The sequence below is a fragment of the Gordonia sp. CPCC 205333 genome, from assembly GCF_048537885.1.
Classification (GTDB): Bacteria; Actinomycetota; Actinomycetes; order Mycobacteriales; family Mycobacteriaceae; genus Gordonia.
This window is the reverse complement of the sequence record NZ_JBCLVI010000002.1, coordinates 791,555-811,805: the sequence shown is the minus strand read 5'-3', so window position 1 is coordinate 811,805 and position 20,251 is coordinate 791,555. Positions and strand designations below refer to the sequence as shown.

General features: G+C 61.5%; 22 protein-coding genes. 14 read left to right on the top strand and 8 right to left on the bottom strand.

Annotated features, from left to right (window positions below):
* Positions 1-7: 7 nt before the first annotated feature.
* On the top strand, positions 8-430 hold the full coding sequence (locus tag AAFP29_RS09480; protein ID WP_419217084.1) for an organic hydroperoxide resistance protein: 423 nt from the start codon (positions 8-10) through the stop codon (positions 428-430).
* Here the strand turns inward: AAFP29_RS09480 and AAFP29_RS09475 are convergent.
* Positions 427-1,017, bottom strand: coding sequence for a hypothetical protein (locus AAFP29_RS09475; protein ID WP_419217083.1), 591 nt, complete (start codon positions 1,015-1,017; stop codon positions 427-429). The two genes, AAFP29_RS09480 and AAFP29_RS09475, sit on opposite strands and share 4 nt — an antisense overlap.
* 224 nt (positions 1,018-1,241) lie before the next feature.
* Between AAFP29_RS09475 and AAFP29_RS09470 the strand changes: the two genes are divergently transcribed.
* From AAFP29_RS09470 to AAFP29_RS09450, 5 genes are read left to right on the top strand one after another with little or no spacing between them, the layout of a single operon-like run.
* Positions 1,242-2,018, top strand: coding sequence for an SDR family oxidoreductase (locus AAFP29_RS09470; RefSeq protein WP_419217082.1), 777 nt, complete (start codon positions 1,242-1,244; stop codon positions 2,016-2,018).
* Entirely contained in the window at positions 2,011-2,412 is a 402-nt protein-coding gene (locus AAFP29_RS09465) for a GlcG/HbpS family heme-binding protein (protein WP_419217081.1), read from the top strand. Before AAFP29_RS09470 ends, AAFP29_RS09465 begins: the two co-directional genes overlap by 8 nt.
* 35 nt (positions 2,413-2,447) lie before the next feature.
* A complete protein-coding gene (locus AAFP29_RS09460) occupies positions 2,448-3,035 on the top strand; it encodes a TetR family transcriptional regulator (protein ID WP_419217080.1) in 588 nt (195 codons plus the stop codon).
* An 18-nt stretch (positions 3,036-3,053) separates the two neighbouring features.
* A complete protein-coding gene (locus AAFP29_RS09455; protein ID WP_419217079.1) occupies positions 3,054-3,851 on the top strand; it encodes a LuxR C-terminal-related transcriptional regulator in 798 nt (265 codons plus the stop codon).
* A 21-nt stretch (positions 3,852-3,872) separates the two neighbouring features.
* Positions 3,873-5,597: an acyl-CoA dehydrogenase family protein gene (locus AAFP29_RS09450; protein WP_419217078.1), complete on the top strand. Its 1,725-nt coding sequence runs from the start codon at positions 3,873-3,875 to the stop codon at positions 5,595-5,597.
* Positions 5,598-5,603: 6 nt separating this feature from the next.
* Here AAFP29_RS09450 and AAFP29_RS09445 read toward each other — a convergent pair whose 3' ends face one another.
* Positions 5,604-6,848: an NAD(P)/FAD-dependent oxidoreductase gene (locus tag AAFP29_RS09445; RefSeq protein WP_419217077.1), complete on the bottom strand. Its 1,245-nt coding sequence runs from the start codon at positions 6,846-6,848 to the stop codon at positions 5,604-5,606.
* A gap of 83 nt (positions 6,849-6,931) precedes the next feature.
* On the opposite strand from AAFP29_RS09445, the gene AAFP29_RS09440 reads away from it, so the two are divergent.
* The gene (locus tag AAFP29_RS09440; RefSeq protein WP_419217076.1) at positions 6,932-8,020 is read left to right on the top strand and encodes an S-(hydroxymethyl)mycothiol dehydrogenase; all 1,089 of its coding nucleotides are present in this window, start codon (positions 6,932-6,934) and stop codon (positions 8,018-8,020) included.
* Positions 8,021-8,647 (top strand): MBL fold metallo-hydrolase, encoded by a 627-nt coding sequence (locus tag AAFP29_RS09435; RefSeq protein ID WP_419217075.1) that lies wholly within the window; start codon positions 8,021-8,023, stop codon positions 8,645-8,647. It abuts the gene before it with no gap.
* Between the two features lie 2 nt (positions 8,648-8,649).
* Here the strand turns inward: AAFP29_RS09435 and AAFP29_RS09430 are convergent, their stop codons facing one another.
* Complete coding sequence (locus AAFP29_RS09430) at positions 8,650-9,318, bottom strand: hypothetical protein (protein WP_419217074.1); 669 nt, start codon at positions 9,316-9,318, stop codon at positions 8,650-8,652.
* Between the two features lie 377 nt (positions 9,319-9,695).
* On the opposite strand from AAFP29_RS09430, the gene AAFP29_RS09425 reads away from it, so the two are divergent.
* Positions 9,696-9,863 (top strand): hypothetical protein, encoded by a 168-nt coding sequence (locus tag AAFP29_RS09425; RefSeq protein WP_419217263.1) that lies wholly within the window; start codon positions 9,696-9,698, stop codon positions 9,861-9,863.
* Here the strand turns inward: AAFP29_RS09425 and AAFP29_RS09420 are convergent.
* Positions 9,850-10,656, bottom strand: a complete 807-nt coding sequence (locus tag AAFP29_RS09420; protein ID WP_419217073.1) for a hypothetical protein — start codon at positions 10,654-10,656, stop codon at positions 9,850-9,852. The genes AAFP29_RS09425 and AAFP29_RS09420 overlap by 14 nt on opposite strands.
* Positions 10,657-10,885: 229 nt before the next feature.
* Here AAFP29_RS09420 and AAFP29_RS09415 point away from each other — a divergent pair, with 229 nt between their 5' ends.
* From AAFP29_RS09415 to AAFP29_RS09400, 4 genes are read left to right on the top strand one after another with little or no spacing between them, the layout of a single operon-like run.
* Positions 10,886-12,244, top strand: a complete 1,359-nt coding sequence (locus AAFP29_RS09415; RefSeq protein WP_419217072.1) for an MFS transporter — start codon at positions 10,886-10,888, stop codon at positions 12,242-12,244.
* 3 nt (positions 12,245-12,247) lie between these two features.
* A complete protein-coding gene (locus tag AAFP29_RS09410; RefSeq protein WP_419217071.1) occupies positions 12,248-13,924 on the top strand; it encodes a SulP family inorganic anion transporter in 1,677 nt (558 codons plus the stop codon).
* Complete coding sequence (locus AAFP29_RS09405) at positions 13,921-15,438, top strand: ATP-dependent DNA ligase (protein ID WP_419217070.1); 1,518 nt, start codon at positions 13,921-13,923, stop codon at positions 15,436-15,438. The genes AAFP29_RS09410 and AAFP29_RS09405 overlap by 4 nt, the downstream gene beginning before the upstream one ends.
* 49 nt (positions 15,439-15,487) lie before the next feature.
* The gene (locus tag AAFP29_RS09400; protein ID WP_419217069.1) at positions 15,488-15,919 is read left to right on the top strand and encodes a YccF domain-containing protein; all 432 of its coding nucleotides are present in this window, start codon (positions 15,488-15,490) and stop codon (positions 15,917-15,919) included.
* Positions 15,920-15,922: 3 nt separating this feature from the next.
* On the opposite strand, the gene AAFP29_RS09395 is transcribed toward AAFP29_RS09400, so the two are convergent.
* Entirely contained in the window at positions 15,923-17,182 is a 1,260-nt protein-coding gene (locus AAFP29_RS09395) for an oxygenase MpaB family protein (RefSeq protein ID WP_419217068.1), read from the bottom strand.
* Between the two features lie 119 nt (positions 17,183-17,301).
* Positions 17,302-17,796, bottom strand: coding sequence for a LemA family protein (locus AAFP29_RS09390; protein WP_419217067.1), 495 nt, complete (start codon positions 17,794-17,796; stop codon positions 17,302-17,304).
* Between the two features lie 233 nt (positions 17,797-18,029).
* Here AAFP29_RS09390 and AAFP29_RS09385 point away from each other — a divergent pair, with 233 nt between their 5' ends.
* Complete coding sequence (locus AAFP29_RS09385; protein ID WP_419217066.1) at positions 18,030-18,455, top strand: SRPBCC family protein; 426 nt, start codon at positions 18,030-18,032, stop codon at positions 18,453-18,455.
* A 12-nt stretch (positions 18,456-18,467) separates the two neighbouring features.
* On the opposite strand, the gene AAFP29_RS09380 is transcribed toward AAFP29_RS09385, so the two are convergent.
* Together AAFP29_RS09380 and AAFP29_RS09375 are read right to left on the bottom strand one after the other, a co-directional pair.
* The gene (locus AAFP29_RS09380) at positions 18,468-18,827 is read right to left on the bottom strand and encodes a 2Fe-2S iron-sulfur cluster-binding protein (protein WP_419217065.1); all 360 of its coding nucleotides are present in this window, start codon (positions 18,825-18,827) and stop codon (positions 18,468-18,470) included.
* A complete protein-coding gene (locus AAFP29_RS09375; protein ID WP_419217064.1) occupies positions 18,806-20,170 on the bottom strand; it encodes an oxygenase MpaB family protein in 1,365 nt (454 codons plus the stop codon). The genes AAFP29_RS09380 and AAFP29_RS09375 overlap by 22 nt, the downstream gene beginning before the upstream one ends.
* Between the last annotated feature and the right edge of the window lie 81 nt (positions 20,171-20,251).

The following is a 20,251-nucleotide window of genomic DNA, read 5'->3' as shown; positions in this document are numbered from 1 at the left end:
AATCGCAATGAGCACCATTTACACCGCAGAAGCATTGGCAACCGGAGCTGGGCGCGACGGTCATGGTCGCACCTCGGACGGACGCCTGGATCTCGACTTGGCCATCCCCACCGAGATGGGCGGCAGCGGGCAGGGCACGAACCCCGAGCAACTCTTCGCCGTCGGGTACGCGGCGTGTTTCCACTCCGCGCTGCAGCTAGTCGCGCGACAGGCCAAAGCCGACATCACCGATTCGTCGGTTGGAGCGCGAGTTGGCATCGGGCCGAACGATGCTGGTGGCTTCGCGCTGGAGGTGACCCTCGAGGTAACCCTGCCTAATCTCGATCACGTACAAGCGCAGGAACTGGCGGACAAGGCGCACCAGGTGTGCCCGTACTCCAACGCGACTCGCGGAAACATTCCGGTCAATGTCGTGGTGACCGACGACTAGTAGGTCCCACCGCCGGCCGCGATGAAGGTGTGTGTCGACGGAAGGGTGGATTCTATTGTCGGACAAGGGAATTTACCCACCAATAGATCAACCAGAAACTGTGCCAGCCCCTGGCGGTGGTACAGCCAGACGCCGTTCAAGTCGGTGAAGAGGACGGGCCAGCGGTTCGGGTCGCGATGACATCGATGCCAGTAACCGAAGTATCCGCCGGGGGCGGTGCCCCACGGTGTGAACAGCAGTGGTCCGCTCCCGAGTTCCGCCGAGTGGGTGCTGCCATCGGGCTCGGACAGTGTGCGGCAAGACGTATCATTCCGTGCATCCTCAAGTCGTTCAGCCGCGGCCGTGGCGAATGCGAATAGATCGTCACCGCCGCGGCCGTCGGGGACCCACACCGTCAGCGCGTCATCGAATTTGCCAGCACCGTAGTGCTCGACGATCAGCTCGTAGTCGTCGGGCAGGCACAGACCGAAGCGCTTGTGAACGTCGGTCCAATTGATCGACGTACTCGCTTCTGGCGGTGGGACGAGAGTCCGCAAGGCGTCCACCGCTGGGGATACTCCGCGTCGGTGCAAGGATTTCAGCAGCATAAGGATGCGTCTCCCCGGGGAATTCTTTCGATCCAGTGTCGGCCTTGTGCCGACAATCGACGCTATCGCGAACCGGTAATCCAGATAGTCGTTCAAGCGACCGATCGCGACTTAAGCCGGCTTGGGCGATCAGTAGGCCGGAGGTAACTAACTGGTTATTGACTTACCCAAGACCTTGAGGCATTCTCGAAAGGACAGGTAAGTAACTAGTTAGTTAGGAAGTCATGTCGAAGAGAATTCTCATAACCGGCGCCAGCTCGGGATTTGGTCGCGGTACCGCATTGGCATTGGCAGCACAGGGACACCGGGTAATCGCCGGTGCCGAGACCTGGCCGCAGGTGCGCAGCCTACGTTCGGACGCTGCCGACGCCGGCGTCGAACTCAAAGTGATCAAACTCAACCTCGTAGACGCCATCGACCTCGAACGTGCGGGTTCGTTCGACGTCGACGTACTGGTTCTCAACGCCGGGATAATGGAGGGCGGATCGATCGTGGATGTTCCGCTGCAGCGCGCGCGAGAGTCGTTTGATGTCAATGTCTTTGGGCATATGCAGTTGGTTCAGTCGATCGTGCCGGAGATGGTGAAAAGGGGTAGCGGGAAGGTGGTGTGGACCTCGTCGATGGGCGGGATCCTGGTTGTGCCCTTCCTGGGGGTCTACTGCGCTACCAAACACGCGATCGAGGCGATTGCCGGATCGATGAAGGCCGAGCTAGAGCCTTACGGAGTTAAGGTCGCCACCGTCAACCCGGGCGTTTTTGGCACCGGTTTCAATGACACCGGCGCGGAAAGCTACGAGCAGTGGTACGACGCCGCGACAGCTGTGGTCCCGATGCCCGATTTCAGCGCGAGCCTCGAAGGTCAGGCCGATCCACAAGAGATGATCGACGCGATGGTTGAGGTGATACCGGCGGACGAGCACCTGTACCGAACGATGCGTCCGTTCGACACCATCGAGGCCGCCAAGCAGTGGCAGGCGACGGAGTGGAGTCAGAATGCCTGAAGCGAGAAATGTCGATATCGATGTGGCACAACAGATAGTCGAGCGCGGTCGCGCCGCAGCCACCCAACTGGGGCTCAATGCGGTAATTGCGATCCTCGACACCGGCGCCAATCTGGTTGCCTTCGCGCGGATGGATGGAGCTTGGCTCGCCTCCAATGATCTCGCAATCGCGAAAGCGCGGACCTCGGTGATGTTCCAGGCGCCAAGTGAAGCACTGGGAATCCCACTCGAGTTGGGGCAACCCGCACCTCATTTCGACCATCTCAACGGTGGTTTGCTGTTGATGGGCGGCGGCCACCCGATAGTCGAAGACGGAGTGATTGTCGGTGCCGTGGGTGTCTCCGGCGGTACGCCTGAACAGGACGCGGAGGTGGCCCGAACAGCGTTGCGCTGATTCCGTCGCGGTGCGTTGGCGATAGGCTGACCTCTATGCCTCCGGATTCCGCAGCCACTAAGGCGCGTCTACTCCAGGCGGCCGCGGAAGAGTTCGCCGCGCACGGGCTGGCGGGCGCGAGGGTCGATAGGATCGCGGCGGCGGCAGGTGCGAACAAACGGCTGATCTACGTGTACTTCACCAATAAAGAGACACTGTTCGACACCGTGGTGAGTCATTCGGTCAGTCAGATTTCTCTCGATGTTCCGTTTACGGCCGGCGATCTTCCTGGATACGCGGGAGCCCTTTTCGACTATTTGGTCGAACATCCAGAGCATCTTCGCCTTGCTGCGTGGTCGCAACTCGAATGGCCCGCTGCGAAGTCCGACGCGGTCGATGGCTACCGTGCGAAAGTCGATCAACTAGCGGCGAACGCAGGTGAGGGATCAATTGCGGCGGACCTGAATCCGGTTGACGCGCTCGCACTGCTGCTCGGAATGGTGACTTCTTGGTTCTACGCATCACCGGCTCTCCGAGTGCTGAGCAACGAAGATTCGCATTCGCCGGAAAGGCTGAGTGACCATCGTTCCGCGCTCATTGCGACAGTTGCCGTTTGGGCCGGAGCGAGGCCCGCGCGGCGGTGAGTCTGTAATCTGAGTCACATGTCAGTCGAGGTGTCCGGCGCCGACGTCGGTGACGCACTGAATCGATTGCGCGTCGCCAGCGGTGTCTCGCTGGCATTCGTCGGCGTCGTTGAGAGCACCGAGCGACTTCGGCTTCGGCATTTCTCCGGTTCGACCGTGGGTGCGTTGCGAGATGTCCCGGTGGTGATCGGTCACGGACTGGGCGGCAAAGTGGTGTCGATGAGCCGCCCACTCGTGGTCGACGACTACCTGCGCACGCCGCGCATCACCCATCGCTATGACCGAGTCATCGCAGCCGAAGGGTTAAAGGCGATGGCGGCCGCGCCGGTCATCGTGGAGCGTCGACCAGTTGCGGTCCTCTACGCGGCGCTGCACACCAACGATCCGATCGGTGGTCGGACGCTCGACTCGCTCGCCGCCGAGGCGCGATCTATCGAACAGTCGCTGGTCCGTCGTGCGGCACTTGCGGCGATAGTAGAAGAATCGGCCCTCCAGGATCGAGTCGCCGAGGCATTCGCGAAGATTCGCCAGCTGGCGGCCGATATCGATGATCCGCGGGTGACAGCGGAACTGATCGATTTGAGCGACCTGCTGCGCGGTGCAACCGGCGTGGCATCGGAGGTATCACTCACTCGACGTGAACTCGATACGATTTCCCTTGCGGCCCTTGGCTATTCGGATGCACGGATCGCCGAAGAGCTAACCTTGACCCGATATACGGTGAAGAGCTACCTGAGGGACGCTATGCGCAAACTCGGCGCGTCGAACCGCCGGGAGGCGGTAATGCTGGCTCGGCGGAGCGGATTGCTCGCATAACCTGCGGGCTAGAGTGGGCGCATGTATGGAGTCCTCCTGAACCCTAAAACCAATGATTACTCCCAGTTCGACGCCGAGACCCGCAGGCTGTTGCGGGCGACTATCGACTTCTTCGAGTCCTTCGGAAAAGAACGACTATTACAGGCTGATTTGAAGGCCGAGTGGGTCACCGACTTCCTCGAGTTTCAGAAGAAGGAGAAGTTGTTCGCCACCTTCCTCACGCCGGCGGCATATGCCGATGGCGACGAGGCCCGCCGCTGGGACGGCGCCCGCAATGCCGCTCTGAGCGAGATCTTCGGATTCTACGGATTGGCCTACTGGTACGCCGAGCAGGTGACGATCCTCGGCCTCGGCCCGATCTGGATGTCGGCGAACAAGGCTGCGAAAACCAAAGCGGCACAGCAACTCGCCGACGGTGAGGTGATGGCTTTCGGGCTGTCCGAGCGCTCTCACGGAGCCGATGTCTACAGCACCGACATGGTGCTGACACCGAATGCGGAGACGCCAGGTGGCTTCACGGCTTCGGGCACCAAGTACTACATCGGCAACGGCAATGTCGCGGGTATGGTCTCGGTCTTCGGACGGCGCGCCGACGTCGAGGGCCCCGAAGGCTATGTGTTCTTCGCTGTCGACAGCCGGCACCCCAATTACAACTTGATCGACAACGTCGTCCACGGGCAGATGTACGTGTCGACCTTCTCACTCGATGATTACCCGATTTCAGCCGACGACGTTTTACATACCGGTCCGGAGGCTTTTGCCGCCGCACTGAATACCGTCAACGTCGGCAAGTTCAATCTGTGCCACGGTTCGGTCGGAATGGCGACGCATTCGCTGTACGAGGCGATCACCCACGCCAACAATCGGATTCTGTACGGCAATCCGGTCACCGATTTCTCCCACGTCCAGGGCAACTTCGTCGATGCCTTCGCGCGGCTCTCGGCTATGAAGTTATTCAGCGACCGGGCAGTCGACTATTTCCGCAGTGCCAGTCTCGACGACCGGCGCTACCTCCTGTTCAACCCGGTGACCAAGTCCAAAGTGACCTCGGAGGGTGAGTCCGTGATGACCCTGCTGCTCGACGTCGTCGCGGCGAAGGGGTACGAGAAGAACACCTACTTCCACGAGGCCAACCGCTACATCGGCTGGCTCCCGCGATTGGAGGGAACCGTGCACGTCAACGTCGCGCAGATCCTCAAATTCATGCCGAATTATTTGTTCAATCCGGTTGAGTACCCGGAGGTCCGCACCCGGCTCGACGCGACCGACGACGCCTTCTTCTTCGCTCAAGGGCCGGTGGGTGGTGCGGCGAAGGTACGTTTCGGGGACTGGACCAAGGCATACGAGTCCCGCTCCGATGTGCCGAATGTCGCGGTGTTCTACGAGCAGGCCAAAGCACTGCAGGAGCTACTGCTCACCGCCGCGCCCAGCGCCGAACAACAGAAGGATCTCGACTTCGTCCTTAACATCGGACACCTGTTCTCACTTATCGTGTATGGCCAGCTGATCATCGAACAGGCCGCGAACACCGGGCTCGACGTCGACGTGCTCAACCGGATCTTCGACTTCCAGGTTCGAGACTTCTCCGGCTATGCGGTGTCGTTGTACGGAAAGCCGTCGGCGACGCAGGCTCAGCAGGAGTGGGCAGCCGGCGCGATACGGCGCCCGGTTGCCGACGCGGAATCCTTCGATCGGGTGTGGCAGCAAGTGAAGACGCTCGACGGCGCATATGTAATGCCGAACTGATCGCTTCTAACCCAGCTGGTCGAGCGGCACGTTCGTGTCGGCCAGCTGGGCGGGATCGATCGGCCTACGCGATCGGATCAGTGCCTTTACGTCGTCGGTGACATCCCAGACGTTGACGTTCATTCCGGCCAGGATTCGGTATTCGGTATCGAGCCAGAATGCGACGAACTCGCGCTTGGCCCGATCCCCTCGAATGACCACCGAGTCATAGGACGGCGCGTGTCCGACGTACTCCATTCCGAGGTCGTATTGATCGGTATAGAAGTAGGGGAGTGCGTCGTACACGTCGCCGCCACCGAGCGCCGCCGCTGCGGCGACCGCTGGTTGATTGAGCGCGTTCGCCCAATGCTCGGTCCGAATCCGCGTGTCGTAGACCGGGTTCTCGGCTGCTGCGATGTCACCGACCGCATAGATGTCAGGATCACTCGTTCGCAGTGTCGAATTCACCGCGACTCCGCCATCGGCAAGGTCGAGGCCGGCGTCGCGAGCGATGTCGATATTCGGCGCGGCACCGACGGCGACCAGTACGGCATCGGCGTGAATCTTTGAACCGTCGGACAATCGCAGTCCGTTCGCCCGACCGTCGGCGGTGGTGATCTCGGCAACCGAGGCCTCGAAGCGGAAGTCGACGTTGTGTTCGCGATGCAGATTCGCGAATACCTCGGCCAGCTCCGGGCCGAGGGCGGCGAGTAGGGGCAACTCGGCCGACTCGACGACGGTGACCGCGACTCCGGCCGCCCGGGCCGCCGCCGTCACCTCGAGTCCTATCCAACCGGCACCAATCACCGCAAGGGCGGACCCGGCGGTGAGAATACTTTTGATCTCGCGGGCCTGATCGACCGTCCGCAGGTAGTGCACATTTTCAGCGTCGGCCCCCGGAATCGGCGGATGCTTCGACGACGATCCGGTTGCGAGAATGAGCTTGTCGTAGGTCAGCGTCTCACCGTTGGTGAGGGTGATTTGATTGATGCTGGTGTCGATGCCGTTGACTGTCTGACTGAGTCGAAGCTCGACCTGCTTATCTCGGTACCAAGCGCTGTCGTGGACGGTGAAGTCGGCGAGATGTTTGTGTCCGGTGAGCACATCCTTGGATAGTGGCGGTCGCTCGTAGGGTAGATGCCGTTCACTGCCTATGAGGGTGATGTTTCCTTCGAACCCTATGTCGCGCAACGCTTCTGCTGCTTTGGCGCCGGCCAGCCCCGCGCCGGCGACAACAATTGCTTGTGGTGCTTGCGAACTTGAAACGGCCATGAATTCACCGTACGCCGCGCCGCTTTGTGTTGAGCGCGGGTTGGGTAGGGTTGAGCAGACGCGACAATCAGGAGGAAGTATCGATGTCAGAGACCGTTCGCGGAGTCATTTCGCGCAGCAAGAAGGCCCCAACCGAACTCGTCGACATCGTGATTCCAGATCCCGGTGCGCGCGATGTCGTGGTCGATATCCAGGCGTGCGGCGTCTGCCACACCGACCTCGCCTATCGCGAAGGCGGCATCAACGACGAATACCCATTCTTACTGGGCCACGAGGCCGCGGGGGTCGTTGAATCGGTCGGTTCCGACGTGACGCATGTCGAGGTCGGCGATTTCGTAGTACTCAATTGGCGCGCCGTATGCGGTGAATGTCGAGCGTGTAAGCGCGGCCGTCCCTGGTATTGCTTCAACACCTTCAATGCCAGCGTGCCGATGACCCTCACCGATGGCACTGAGCTCACTCCCGCTCTGGGTATCGGTGCGTTCGCCGACAAGACTCTTGTACACGAATTGCAATGCACCAAGGTCGATTCCGATGTCGACCCCGCCGTGGCCGGCCTCCTCGGTTGTGGTGTGATGGCCGGCCTTGGTGCGGCGATGAATACCGGTGGTGTGGGGCGAGGCGACTCGGTTGCCGTAATCGGATGCGGTGGAGTCGGCGACGCCGCTATCGCCGGAGCGAAACTCGCCGGTGCGACCACGATCATCGCCATCGACCGAGATGCCGCGAAGCTGGAATGGGCCAAAGACCTTGGCGCTACTCACACAATCGACGGTTCGGTGACCGACGACGTGGTCGCTGCCGTGCAGGAACTGACCGGCGGCAACGGTGCCGACGTGGTCGTCGATGCTGTCGGCCGGCCCGAGACCTACGAAACAGCCTTCTACGCAAGGGATCTCGCGGGTGTGGTAGTTCTCGTCGGCGTTCCGACGCCGGAGATGAAGTTGGAACTTCCATTGGTGGACTTCTTCTCACGTGGCGGAGCGCTGAAATCGTCGTGGTACGGCGATTGCCTGCCGGAACGGGATTTCCCGATGCTCATCGACCTCTACCAACAGGGCCGACTGCCGCTCGATAAGTTCGTCACCGAGCGGGTCGGGCTGACCGACGTCGAGGCGGCGTTCGAAGCGATGGAGGCAGGCAAAGTCCTGCGTTCGGTGGTGGAGCTCTAGATGTCAGCGCGTATCGACCGGGTGGTCACCTCGGGAACTTTTTCCCTCGACGGTGGTACCTGGGATGTCGACAACAACATCTGGCTGATCGGCGACGACGACGAGGTGGTCATCATCGACGCGGCTCACCAGGCTGCGCCGATCCTCGACGCGGTCGGCGGCCGGACCGTCAAAGCCATCGTGCTGACGCACGGTCATAACGATCATGTGACCGTCGCACCGGAGTTGGCATCGGTGACCGGCGCGCCGATGTTGTTGCACTCGGGCGACGAAATGCTTTGGCAGCAAACACATCCCGATGTCGATCACGGTGAACTCACCGATGGCCAACGCATCGACGTCGGCGGCGTCGAGCTGGAGATCATCAACACCCCTGGCCATTCGCCAGGTTCGTGCGTGGTCTACGTGCCCGCGCTGGACACGCTGTTCTCCGGCGATACGCTCTTCCACGGCGGGCCGGGAGCAACGGGGCGATCGTTCTCCAGCTTCGACACGATCATCGAATCGATTCGTGAACGGCTGCTAGCACTTCCGCCGGAAACCGTCGTCAACACCGGTCACGGCGACTCGACGACGATCGGCGACGAGGCGCCACACCTGCCGGAATGGATAGCGCGCGGGAGCTGAGGTTAGTTGCGGCGGACGATGGTGTGGTCGAAGGTCATGTCGGCCTGCGAACCATTGTGTAGTCGACCATCGGTGGCTATGTTGATCACGTTGTCGAATGCTCCGCAACCGACGGCGTAGGGAGTTGAGAGACTGTCGCGCACAGGCGATTTCATATGCTGACCGGTGACCCTGGTAGTGGTCCCATCTGTACGGGCCGACCTTGCTGATACGGCAGTCATTTCGTAACCCAGATCGTTTGTACTCACTCCGGCCCCGCCAATCACCCAAATTGGCTTGCTTCCGATATAGCAGTTCGGCCCGAGTGCGGGACCGCGAAGATGGATGCGCCACGAACCCGTGTTGAAGTAGGTGAAGGTCTCGCGCTCGATGTCGATCTCGTTCGCGTTCTTGGGAACCTTGTTCGTGACCGCGATTCGACGGACCTTCTTTGGCGAGAACCAGGAGTCGCATCCGCCGAATCGGCCTTGGGTTAACAACACGGGCACATCAGACGTGCCTGGGATCGGTTCCAGTTGAGCCGTGGCTATACCCCAGTTTCGCACCGGAAACGATCTTGTGCGAACGGTACCTGGCACGGGTTTTGAATAGTCTCTGAAAAGATTGTCCCAGCTACCGCAGGCCGGGGTTGTACTGTCGTAGGCAGGATCCTGCCCCGTCATGTCGTACATGGGTAGCGTGACGTCAACAGCGTCCGCAGGAATATCTAACCGGAACGCACCCATCCGGAGTGTGCCGTGGCGCAGACTCAGTTGGTGGCAGCCGAGAACTTTGCCAGGCGCCGGGCAGCTGATTTGACTATTGGGAACTGGCGCCGCGTCAGCCGCCGGGACAGCAACCAATCCCGCGGCCAGGACTGTGGCGATGGCGAACGCTGCGATGACAGGCATCGTGGCGGAAAGTCGGATTCGGGTCCACATGGTCTTGATCTAGCAGCGTTGGTCGTCGACTGGGACGGATTTCCTGGGTGATGTCGTTGCCGCGAATGACAGATCCGCATGTTGGCATAGCCCGCACCGCGCTCGGAGTGACGTTGTAATCTCAGCCGGTGATAGACAAAGCCAGCACCGCGACCGGCGCAGCTCCATCGGTGCCCCGCAGCCGCATCGTCATCGCGTCGATGGTCGGCACGAGTATCGAATTCTTCGACTTCTACATCTACGCGACCGCAGCCGTTGATGGAATGTCTCCACATGGCCTGCTCATCGGCGGATGATCGTCTGGTCGATGGTGAAGTCGGCTCGGGCCGGGACGTTGTTGACTGCACCGGTAAGGACGTTGAAGGCGTGATCGATCGGCCCGCAGAGGACGGCTCTAGGCGGTGAGACATCCTTGTCGATCAATCGTTGGCCGGAGACGGTGGTGAGGTCGCCGTTTGTGCGTACCGATGACACAGAGACCGGTTTGAGCTCGAGATCTAAGCTGTTGTGTGTCGAGAAAAGATAGAGTGGCACCGTACCGCTGCCGATATAGCAGTTGGGTCCGAGTGTGGGGCCGTATAGGTGGATGCGCCACGATTCGAGATACAAGGCGGTGGTGCGGGCGATTTTGGTGGCCGTTGTCGGCGTGAACCACGATTCGCAGCCGTTCCGACTTTCGTAGGGAGACGAGACCCAGGCATCTATTGGTCGGGTTGGCTCAGGGGTCAGTTCGGCTGAGGTGATACCCCATTTGCCGACGGGAAATCGGTGTGTGTTGGCCGTGATATTCGGTTCTCCGACGTCGAGCCAGTTGTTCGGTGACGCGTCACAGCCCGGTGGGTAGCGAGAGTCGCCGTACAGGGGTGTGGTGGCGGTGAGTGCGCCGTCGGGGATGTGCAGGGTGAGGTTACCCAGGCGAAGGGTGCCTTTACGCAGGCGAATCTGCTGGCAAGCGACTACGGTCCCGGGTCCGGGGCAGGCAATCTGAGTGGCTTTTTGGGGCACGGCGATGGCGGGTGCGGCGAAGACTGTTGATGCGGCGATGATCACGGTGGTCGCCAGCAGGGTGGCGCAAAGTGGTAGGCGCATGTGCATGCTATTGGTATAGCATAATATTTTCTTGCGAACGTGACTGTCGCGATCACAGTCAGTCCATGATCAGTCAGCTTGATTCGAAGAGTATATTTCGACACTCGTTAGGCCACGTAGACAGTAAGACGAACCGGGCCGGGGCAACGCGGATGGAGTCGCCAGGTCGTAAGTCGAGACCTACCGTCATTCACCGGGCAGACATTCGTCGGTCTTGTAGGCTACGTCGGTGACAGACACAGAGACCACCGGCGGCGCAGCTCCATCGGTGCCCCGCAGCCGCATCGTCATCGCGTCGATGGTCGGCACGAGTATCGAATTCTTCGACTTCTACATCTACGCGACCGCGGCAGTACTCGTCTTCCCGACGCTGTTCTTTCCCAAGGGTGACGACACCGCCGCGTTGCTGTCGTCATTCGCGACCTTCGGGTTGGCCTTTGTCGCCCGCCCGATCGGTTCGATGATCTTCGGCCACTTCGGCGATCGGATCGGCCGCAAGGCGACTCTGGTCGGGTCACTGCTCACTATGGGGATCGCGACCTTCGTCATAGGTCTACTGCCCACATTCGCGTCGGTGAGCTATCTGGCCCCGGTTCTCCTCGCGTTGATGCGATTCTGCCAGGGGTTGGGCCTTGGCGGCGAATGGTCGGGTGCGGCGCTCCTGGCGACCGAGACAGCGGCCAAGGGCAAGCGCGGCTGGGCCGCTATGTGGCCGCAACTCGGTGCACCGATCGGCTTCTTCTTCGCCAACGGTCTGTTCCTATTGCTGATGAACTTGCTCGACTTCGACGCCAAGACGGCCGCGAGCAACCATGCCTTCCTCACCTGGGGGTGGCGAGTTCCGTTCCTGGCCAGTGCGATCATCGTCATCGTCGGCCTGTATGTGCGGTTGAAACTCACCGAGACACCCGTATTCACCCAGGCGGTCGCCGAAGGCAAGAAGGTCCGGGCACCCCTGGCCGAAGTGGTGAAAACGTCGTGGCGACAGTTGATCATCGGCACCTTCGTCATGCTCGCGACGTACACGCTGTTCTACGTGGTGACCACTTGGACGACGTCATACGGAACCGGCAAGGTCGTTGACGCGTCAGGCATCAAACTAACGATCTCGTATACGGATTTCCTTGGTATGCAGCTCATTTCGGTGCTGTTCTTCGCGGCCTTCGTGCCGGTGTCGGGATATTTGGCCGACCGCTACGGTCGTCGTCCGGTGCTGCTGATCATCACCGCCGCTATCATCGTCTTCGGCATTTCGTTCGGGTGGTTCATCAACCCGTCCGAGGTCGACGACACCGTTATGCTGGCCTTCCTCATCGTCGGAATGACGTTGATGGGTCTGACTTTTGGCCCGATGAGCGCCGTACTGCCAGAGCTGTTTCCCACGAATGTCCGGTACACCGGATCGGGTATCGCCTACAACTTCGCCTCGATTATCGGTGCGGCGGTAGCGCCGTTCATCGCCACTTGGCTGGTACACAGTTACGGGGTGGCGTGGGTTGGTGTCTATCTGGCGATCGCCGGTGCGCTCACATTCGTCGCGGTCTGCGCGATCGGCGAAACCCGCGATGTGGACCTGAGCGAGGTCTGAGCCATGATGCCGCCGGCGCTGCGCGGATATCAGCGAAAGTGGTTGCGGGCGGACATCATCGCCGGTATCACGTTGGCGGCGGTCGCCATCCCCGAATGTATGGGGTACAGCTCCATCGCTCAGGTGCCGGTCAGCGCGGGGCTCTACACGATTATCGCGCCAGCCATTGTCTTCGCCCTTCTCGGCGCGTCCCGACTACTGGTAGTCGGGGCTGACTCCGCAACGGCGGCGCTGCTGTCTTCGGGTGTCGCCGGGCTCGGTATCGCCGGTTTGGCCGCGGGCACTGACCGGTGGCTGGCCTGGTGTGCCTTGGTCGGCATCGTCACCGCTGCGCTGTTGGTAGTCGCCTGGGTGCTCCGGCTGGGGTTTCTCGGTGACTTCCTGTCCACGTCGGTCCTCACCGGATTCCTTACCGGCGTCGGCATTTCGGTTCTGATCGGACAGTTGGCGTCTATCGCGGGTCTGCCGGCCGAACATGGCAACGCCGCGAAGAAAGTCGTCGAACTGGTCCGGCAATTGGGCGATGTGAATCTGCTAGCGCTCGCGTTCGCGTCGGTGACCTTGCTCGCGATTCTCCTCGGTGACCGATTCGCACGCCGGATACCGATGGCGCTGCTGGTGGTTGTCGCGGCCATCGCCGTGGTGCAACTCGCGCACTGGTCGTCCAAATTGCCGGTGGTCGGTCAAGTATCGGGTGGCTGGCCCAGCTTCGGCTGGCCATCGCAGCTGTCACTCGTCGATGCCGCTACCGTACTGCCCGTAGCCGCCGGCTGCGCGTTAGTGATCATCGCCCAAAGTGCAGCCACCGCAAGAAGTTTTGCCCAGCGGCACGGGCAGAAGCCTGATGTCAACCGCGACCTGCTGGGCCTGGCGGGTGCGAACGCGGCCGCCGGGTTCAGTGGCACGTTCGTGGTGAACGGTTCCCCGACCAAGACCGAGCTACTCGACGAACAACACGGTCGCACCCAGGTGGCCAATATGACGATGGCCGCGGTGGCCTTGCTGGTGGTGGTCTTTGTCACTGACCAGTTGGCTTTTCTCCCGCATGCCGTGCTCGGCGCGATCGTTTCACTTATTGCTGTGCGGCTTATCGATATACACGGTATGCGGCGTATCTGGCAGGTGCGGCGAGTGGAGTTCGCGATAGCGGCACTGACCACCGCCGCGGTGGTTTTCCTGTCGGTGCGCGATGGAATCATCATGGCCATGGTTCTGTCCCTGGTCGAAATCATTCGCCGGCAGTACCGGCCGAATCGATTCGTCATCGGTATCCGAGAACATGGTGAACCGACGTTCGCCGCCGCGACGCCGGGTACTCAGTCGGCGCCGGGACTGGTGGTGTTTCGGTACGACGCGGAACTGTTCTACGCCAATGCCTCTCGTTTCTCCGACGACGTCACCGCACTCATCGAGGCCGCACCTGATCCGGTGCGATGGCTGATTCTCGACTGTTCGGCGATCGCCGACGTCGATTTCTCGGCTGCGAAGATGCTCAACGATCTGATCGACTATGTCCATTCGCATGGCGCGCATTTCGTACTGGCGGGAGTCGATCCGGATCTGCGTGAGGCGCTGCTGACCAACGGTGTGCTCGGTGACATCAGCGCGGACCACGTCTATGCCGATATCGCCGCTGCGGTCGCGGGATTCCGCGCCTGGCAGAAGGATCAGGCACGATGAAACTCGCGAGGGTGGTCGAGGCGTCAGCTACGGTGAGGTCGACGTCGTCGCGCGTGGCCAAACGTGTGGCTATCGCTGAGATTCTCGGTGCGGCAGACGAACTGGAGACGGCGATCCTGGTTCACTGGTTGTCCGGTGAACTGCCGCAAGGACGTATCGGCGTTGGATGGCGGAGTCTGGCGGCACAGCGCGAGGTTGGCGCCGCGGCCGTCGAGTCGCTAGACGTGATCGATGTCGATACTCGATTCACCTCACTGGCCGCGCTGTCGGGCAGCGGGTCGTCGTCAGCGCGGGCGAGCCTCCTCGCTGAGATATTCAGTGCGGCAACCGAATTTGAGCAACATTTCCTCGTGCGACTGATCTCGGGAGAGTTGCGGCAGGGCGCGTTAGCCGGAGTGATGTCCGATGCGATCGCGGCCGCCTCGGAGATCGACGCGACGCTTGTGCGGCGAGCGGTGATGCTGACCGGCTCATTGGCACGAACCGCGATGCTTGTCCGTAGCGGGGGTGCGCGGGCGTTGGGCGACTTGCGAATAGAAGTGGGTCGACCGCTATCGCCGATGCTGGCGAGCCCGGCCGACACGATGGCTGCGGCGTACGCGGATCTGGGACCGGACGTGGTGATCGACTACAAATACGACGGAGCTCGGATTCAAGTACATCGCGAGGGTGAGCAGGTGCGGATCTTCACTCGGACCCTCAACGAGGTAACCGATAGATTGCCCGACATCGTCTCGGTGGTTCGTGAATTCGATTGTGAAACAGTGATTCTCGACGGCGAGACGCTGATGCTCGATGACTCGGGGAGGCCACGTCCGTTCCAGGAGACGATGAGCAGATTCGGATCGTCTGGTGTCGGTGCCGAAGACAATGTGCTGCGCCCGTATTTCTTCGACTGCCTGCACGTAAATGGTGTCGATTTGATCGACGAACCGCTGCGACAGCGGTTGGCGATGCTCAAGAGGGTCGCCCCGAACCACCGAATCCCCAGTGCGTGGCCAGCCGACGCCGACGATGCCCAACGCATCAACGACGCCGCACTGGCGGCGGGCCACGAGGGCGTGATGGTCAAGGCCCTCGACAGCGTCTACGCGGCTGGCCGGCGAGGTAAGACCTGGCAGAAGGTTAAGCCGACACATACCGTCGACTTGATTGTGCTTGCCGCGGAATGGGGTTCAGGTCGGCGACGCGGATGGTTGTCCAATCTGCATCTCGGCGCGCGTGACCCGCAAGGTGGTGCGCCGATTATGGTCGGTAAGACCTTCAAGGGATTAACCGACGAGCTATTGCGTTGGCAGACAGCGGAATTTCCACTACATGAGATATCGCGGGACGAACACACGGTGTACCTCCGTCCGGAACTCGTCGTCGAAATCGAACTCGACGGCGTGCAGGGGAGCTCACGGTATCCAGGTGGCGTGGCGTTGAGATTCGCGCGGGTGGTGCGATACCGGCCGGATAAGACCGCGGAACTGGCAGACACGATCGACGCGGTACGGGAATTGCGGAAGTAGCGGCGGAATCCGCCGGTGACAACCGGACAATCAGGCGCATACTTGACTGGTGAAAACCATCCTCAACATCATCTGGCTCGTGCTGTGCGGATTCTGGATGGCCCTCGGCTATCTCATCGCAGGCATCATCTGCTGCATTCTGATCATCACCATCCCGTTCGGCATAGCGTCGTTCCGGATGGCGAATTACGCACTGTGGCCATTTGGTCGAACTGTCGTGCGCAAGCCGACCGCTGGCGCTGCCTCGACCATCGGCAACGTGATCTGGATTCTGGTGGCCGGCATCTGGCTGGCAATCGGCCACATCACCACCGGAATTGCCATGTGTCTGACCATCATCGGCATCCCGTTAGGGTTCGCGAGTTTCAAGATGGTGCCGGTCTCACTGCTGCCGTTGGGCGCGGAGATCGTATCGACCGATCAGCCAGCGGGCGTTTACGCACCGCCGCCGCCGGGCCAGTACTACCCGCCGTCGGCCTAGTCGTCAGCGACGCATCTCAGTCGTCGGCTTGAACGAATGCTCGCGGTCGCGTGTCTGCCAATCCAGCCACTCGCGCCATGCTCGGGCTCGATGTTTCTGCCAGGCACGGTCGACGCCGGGGATCAGCCGTCGGATGACTTCGACCCCGATCAGCAGCGGGAGTCGTGCCAGGAGGTAACCTGCGCCGACCCAACCGCCGGGCAGCCCGTCGAACCGGCTCCGATTCCACGGCAGGATGTACAACCGCGAGAAGCCGGCCTGTAACTGGAGATGAAAGTGTCCCCGGATTCTGTCGCGCAGTGACCAATCAGGTTGTGGCGCAAAGGAAGGCACAAATGAGGCGGCCAGCTCCGATCCCACTTCGCCCGAATCCAGGGAACGACAGGCGTCGAAGTGGAATAGCATCCGGACACCGTCGGCGAAGGTCGCCGGGCAGAGGTTCGGATCGACACCGAGCAAGTAGCCGAGGTAGCGATTGAACTCCAGCGAAGCACGCAATTCACGTGGGCTGGACAGGTGCCCGATGCCGAACAGTGCCAGACCCGGCGCGACGCTGCCGCCGAGCAAGGTGAGCATCTGTGCGGACTGGCTAATCGGCTTACCCCAGCTCGCCTCGTCCCATTCGGGATGATTGGCGACGCCGCGACGAACTGACACGTGCATCACACGCACTTTGATGGATAGCAATTTGGCCGTTGATCCGACGGTGGTGACCGCATATGGCTGGGCGCATTCGATCCACCAGCGGCTGGTTTCCAGATAGCGATGCAGGGCGCTGGCGCCCGCGTACCCTCCGGATAGCGAGAGCGGCACCGCGAGCCATGCCTCGGTATAGGTGTCGATGGTGCCGGCGTTCCCCATCGCGCCCATGTCATACGCCCAGCGGCGCCAGGTCGCCGCGCCTCGTTCGATCTCCTCGACGTCGGCCCAGTCGGGAATCGTCTCTAGTTCGGCGAAGAGGGCACGCATCGATGACGGTGCATCCGGGATGGAGTCGATGCCGTTACGCGCGGCTTCTTCGAGAAGCTCCTTGCCCCGCTCGAAACCGATGTCGCCGTAGTAGACCTCGTCGACGAAGCGTTCGGCGAGTGGATCGGTATCCCAGAGGCGAGTGAAGTAGGCAGCGGCGATCTCATCGGAGGGTGCCAGGTCGAAGCCGGTGGCACGCAATACGAACTCCCGCACTCGACCGTGGGGAGTGCCCGGATAGCCCGGTTGCCACGTGAATGCCGCCGGTATCGGCGATGCTTCGGTCCGGGTCATCGTCGCTCCTGAAGTCGGCTGGTGAGATCACTGCTGGTGAGATCCCAGCGGTGAGATCCCGGGTTGAGACGAATTAGAGTATGCGTCTCAACCCGCAGCGTACCGTAGCGTGAATGCGACTAGAATTCAACGAGGTCTCGTGATGTGATTCCGGCGAATCCGGAAAAGAACATCCACGGGACGGTCGCGACCAGTTGGTTGAGGTGGCGGGCGGTGTCGTTGTAATGCTGCCGAGCGTGCGCCAGTTCGTTCGTACTATCGGACAGATGCTCTTCTAGCTGACTGAAACTCGAGGATGTTTTGAGATCGGGATAGTTGTCGGCGAGCTGAAGGATATCGTTCAGGGCTTGCGTGATGGCCGCGTCGTCGCTGCCGGCATGCGCGGTAACGGCGTCGTCGAACACCGAACGTTCTTGCGGTGCATGTTCCTTCGTCACATCGGCGAGGCCGGAGACGAGGTCGGCCCGGCGCGAGCGCGCTTCATCGAGCGCGACCGCGGCCTCCGTTGCCGCCATGTCGGCCGCATGCAGTTTGCCGAACGCGACCATTCCGAGAATCACCAGCGCGGCGATGATCACGCCCATCGCGATCAGCGTGACCGCTGCTCCATCCATGCGTGCGCCTTTCCTCAGGCCCCGGCGCCGTCCCGGTGTCCGCTGAAAGCGAAGCTACTCGCGCGGGGTCGGAGATGGACTGCCTGACACGATGTTATGCGGAACTGAATGTGTCTCGCGTCACAGCGGCGCCGCTTTTGCTTGACGCCGACCCGGCGGCTGGGAGATGTTACGGCCTGATAGCTACATCGACTGTAGTAACGACCGCTCTCTTTGAATGAAAGGCGCACCTCATGTCACGCGTTAGCGCACAGGCAACCGCATCCGTCAAGAAGCCCACCGCACAGGTCTGGGCGGCCTTGGCAGATCACGCGGGCATGTCCGCGTGGGGACCGGGAACCAAAGTCAACGTCACCGCGGCAAAAGAAGGCGACCCCAACGGTGTCGGCGCTGTGCGGCGAATCAAAGTTGGCCCGGGCCCGGCGATTGTGGAAGAGATCACCGAGTTCAGTCCGGATCAGAAGCTCGGTTACCGCGCGCTCGCTGGCGTTCCGTTCAAGGACTATCAAGGGCTGGTCGCGCTAACCGCGACTCCTGGCGGCACCGAAATCGTCTGGACGCTGACGGCCGCCGATCGTCTACGCGGCGTCGAGTCAGTCGCCCTCAAAGTCCTTGTCGGGGTGCTTCTGCGGCTGTTCACGCGGTCGCTGAACCGCTAGCCTTAGCTAGAATCAGAGGTCCAATTCGATTGTCGTGCCGGGATATTCGGCTCGCGACACACAGATCATCAGGCTGCTCTCGCGTGCGGAGTCATTGAGGAAGCTGTCGCGATGATCGATAGGCGTGTCACCGAGGACTGTCGTTTGGCAGGTGCCGCACATCCCGTTGCGGCAAAAGCTGACCGGCTTGATCCCGGCCCGCTCGACGGCCTCGAGTACCGTCGAGTCGGCCGAGACTTCGATTTCGGTTCCGGCGCGGGCCAGCACGACCTGGAACCCGAAGTCGTCGGCCCTGATGGATGGATGGATGCGGCGCTGCGGCGTCGGTCGTCGCGACGAACGCCGCCCGCCTAGCCGAGGAAGACCGGACATCCGGCGGCTTTTGTGGCGTCATGACCGGTGTAGTCGAGCTCAATGCCTAGCGCCTTTGCGCGGGCACGGGTTACCGCCACGGCCGCGCCTTCGTATCGGTCACCCCGTAGCGCGCGTTTGGCCCGACGGGATCGGGCCCCGGGAAGAATGTCATCGATCCGGTGAAAAGCGACGTCGGCGCGAATCGCAAGCCCTCCCAACGCACGCCAGGGCTGCAGACGTACATGTTCGAATGGCGTTTCGCCGAGTAGCGCTCGAACCAATTGCTCTCCGCTGTAGTTCGAGAGTGCGCCCATGAGCGGTCCGACGGCCGATCGAAGGAGCCGTCCGCGAAGGCCGGGGGTAGCCACCAGAACGTCCGTGGCCGCCGAAACCATCTGACGCGTCCAGTCAGTCGGCCCGCCGGCGGTCGCAACGCCGTAATTCATGATGTCGAGGGCGTCGGCCGAACTGGTGGGAATGATGTCCGGATGTGCGCCGAAGACGTAGCAGATATACGACCAGTAGTGGGTGACGGCGTTCATGTCGTCGGGCGTGTACCTGCGGCCGTAGGCGTCGTCGATCAGCATAGGAATGAGGCCGAAGGTAGTCCCCGCGATCATCACCATCGCGGTACTGATCGGATTGCCGTGGTACTCGTATTCCTCGGGAGTCCAGGAGTTGAGAATCGCCTGCCGTACCTGGGCGTGCATCAGTCGGACCCGGACAGTGCTCTTGTACTCATTGCTGAACCGGTCGAGGCTGCCGGGTTTGGTGACCCAGTGGAACCACTGCAGGGTTTCAGCCTGGCGGCGGTCCGGGTCGGTAACGAAGCGACCGGTGATGCCGGTTGCCGTGGAAACTTCGGCTCCGACGAAGGTGCCCATCGCATCCTGTACGAGCATGCCCATCCGTCCGGCGAGTGAGCAGTTGTTCCACAGCTGTCGACCACGTTCCCACAATTCCGGGTCGTACCACGACGGCGGATTGTCGAGGTGCTCGAACAGGTTGAGCAATTCTTGGGGAGCATTGGGTATCGACTCGATACCGTCGTCGAGTGCCTTGTCGAGCATTGCGCGGCCCTCGGCCATACCGATCTCACGAAAATGGCGAACCACCGGATCCATGAATTCGTCGCCCTGCCAGTAGTGATCATCCAGTAACTCGACTACCGGGTTGTCATGGGTATCGATATCGGCGACCCAGCGCTTGAGTAGTCGGTGGCGCGGCACGGCCCAGATCTCAGCCTGCCGCCCGGACCGGGCGATACGCGGCGGTGCCGGACGAAGCGGCATGCCAGGGCGGTACACGTAGTTGAGCTCGGAATCGACGGCGCGTGCGGTCGACTTTTCGGCGGTCGACATCGAGTCACCGGGCCTTTCTGAAGGGGTTGCCATAGTGTCGGCTTTGGTGGAGTGTTGGATATAGCACTCGGCCTTGAAACA

Bases quoted from the DNA above. Each gene is read 5' to 3' on its own strand.
- AAFP29_RS09435 (WP_419217075.1), top strand. From the start codon at position 8,021: ATGTCAGCGCGTATCGACCGGGTGGTCACCTCGGGAACTTTTTCCCTC.
- AAFP29_RS09475 (WP_419217083.1), bottom strand. From the start codon at position 1,017: ATGCTGCTGAAATCCTTGCACCGACGCGGAGTATCCCCAGCGGTGGAC.
- AAFP29_RS09440 (WP_419217076.1), top strand. From the start codon at position 6,932: ATGTCAGAGACCGTTCGCGGAGTCATTTCGCGCAGCAAGAAGGCCCCA.
- AAFP29_RS09410 (WP_419217071.1), top strand. From the start codon at position 12,248: ATGATGCCGCCGGCGCTGCGCGGATATCAGCGAAAGTGGTTGCGGGCG.
- AAFP29_RS09445 (WP_419217077.1), bottom strand. From the start codon at position 6,848: ATGGCCGTTTCAAGTTCGCAAGCACCACAAGCAATTGTTGTCGCCGGC.
- AAFP29_RS09465 (WP_419217081.1), top strand. From the start codon at position 2,011: ATGCCTGAAGCGAGAAATGTCGATATCGATGTGGCACAACAGATAGTC.
- AAFP29_RS09385 (WP_419217066.1), top strand. From the start codon at position 18,030: ATGTCACGCGTTAGCGCACAGGCAACCGCATCCGTCAAGAAGCCCACC.
- AAFP29_RS09390 (WP_419217067.1), bottom strand. From the start codon at position 17,796: ATGGATGGAGCAGCGGTCACGCTGATCGCGATGGGCGTGATCATCGCC.
- AAFP29_RS09405 (WP_419217070.1), top strand. From the start codon at position 13,921: ATGAAACTCGCGAGGGTGGTCGAGGCGTCAGCTACGGTGAGGTCGACG.
- AAFP29_RS09480 (WP_419217084.1), top strand. From the start codon at position 8: ATGAGCACCATTTACACCGCAGAAGCATTGGCAACCGGAGCTGGGCGC.
- AAFP29_RS09450 (WP_419217078.1), top strand. From the start codon at position 3,873: ATGTATGGAGTCCTCCTGAACCCTAAAACCAATGATTACTCCCAGTTC.
- AAFP29_RS09470 (WP_419217082.1), top strand. From the start codon at position 1,242: ATGTCGAAGAGAATTCTCATAACCGGCGCCAGCTCGGGATTTGGTCGC.
- AAFP29_RS09460 (WP_419217080.1), top strand. From the start codon at position 2,448: ATGCCTCCGGATTCCGCAGCCACTAAGGCGCGTCTACTCCAGGCGGCC.
- AAFP29_RS09420 (WP_419217073.1), bottom strand. From the start codon at position 10,656: ATGCGCCTACCACTTTGCGCCACCCTGCTGGCGACCACCGTGATCATC.
- AAFP29_RS09375 (WP_419217064.1), bottom strand. From the start codon at position 20,170: ATGTCGACCGCCGAAAAGTCGACCGCACGCGCCGTCGATTCCGAGCTC.
- AAFP29_RS09395 (WP_419217068.1), bottom strand. From the start codon at position 17,182: ATGACCCGGACCGAAGCATCGCCGATACCGGCGGCATTCACGTGGCAA.
- AAFP29_RS09455 (WP_419217079.1), top strand. From the start codon at position 3,054: ATGTCAGTCGAGGTGTCCGGCGCCGACGTCGGTGACGCACTGAATCGA.
- AAFP29_RS09430 (WP_419217074.1), bottom strand. From the start codon at position 9,318: ATGTACGACATGACGGGGCAGGATCCTGCCTACGACAGTACAACCCCG.
- AAFP29_RS09380 (WP_419217065.1), bottom strand. From the start codon at position 18,827: ATGTCCGGTCTTCCTCGGCTAGGCGGGCGGCGTTCGTCGCGACGACCG.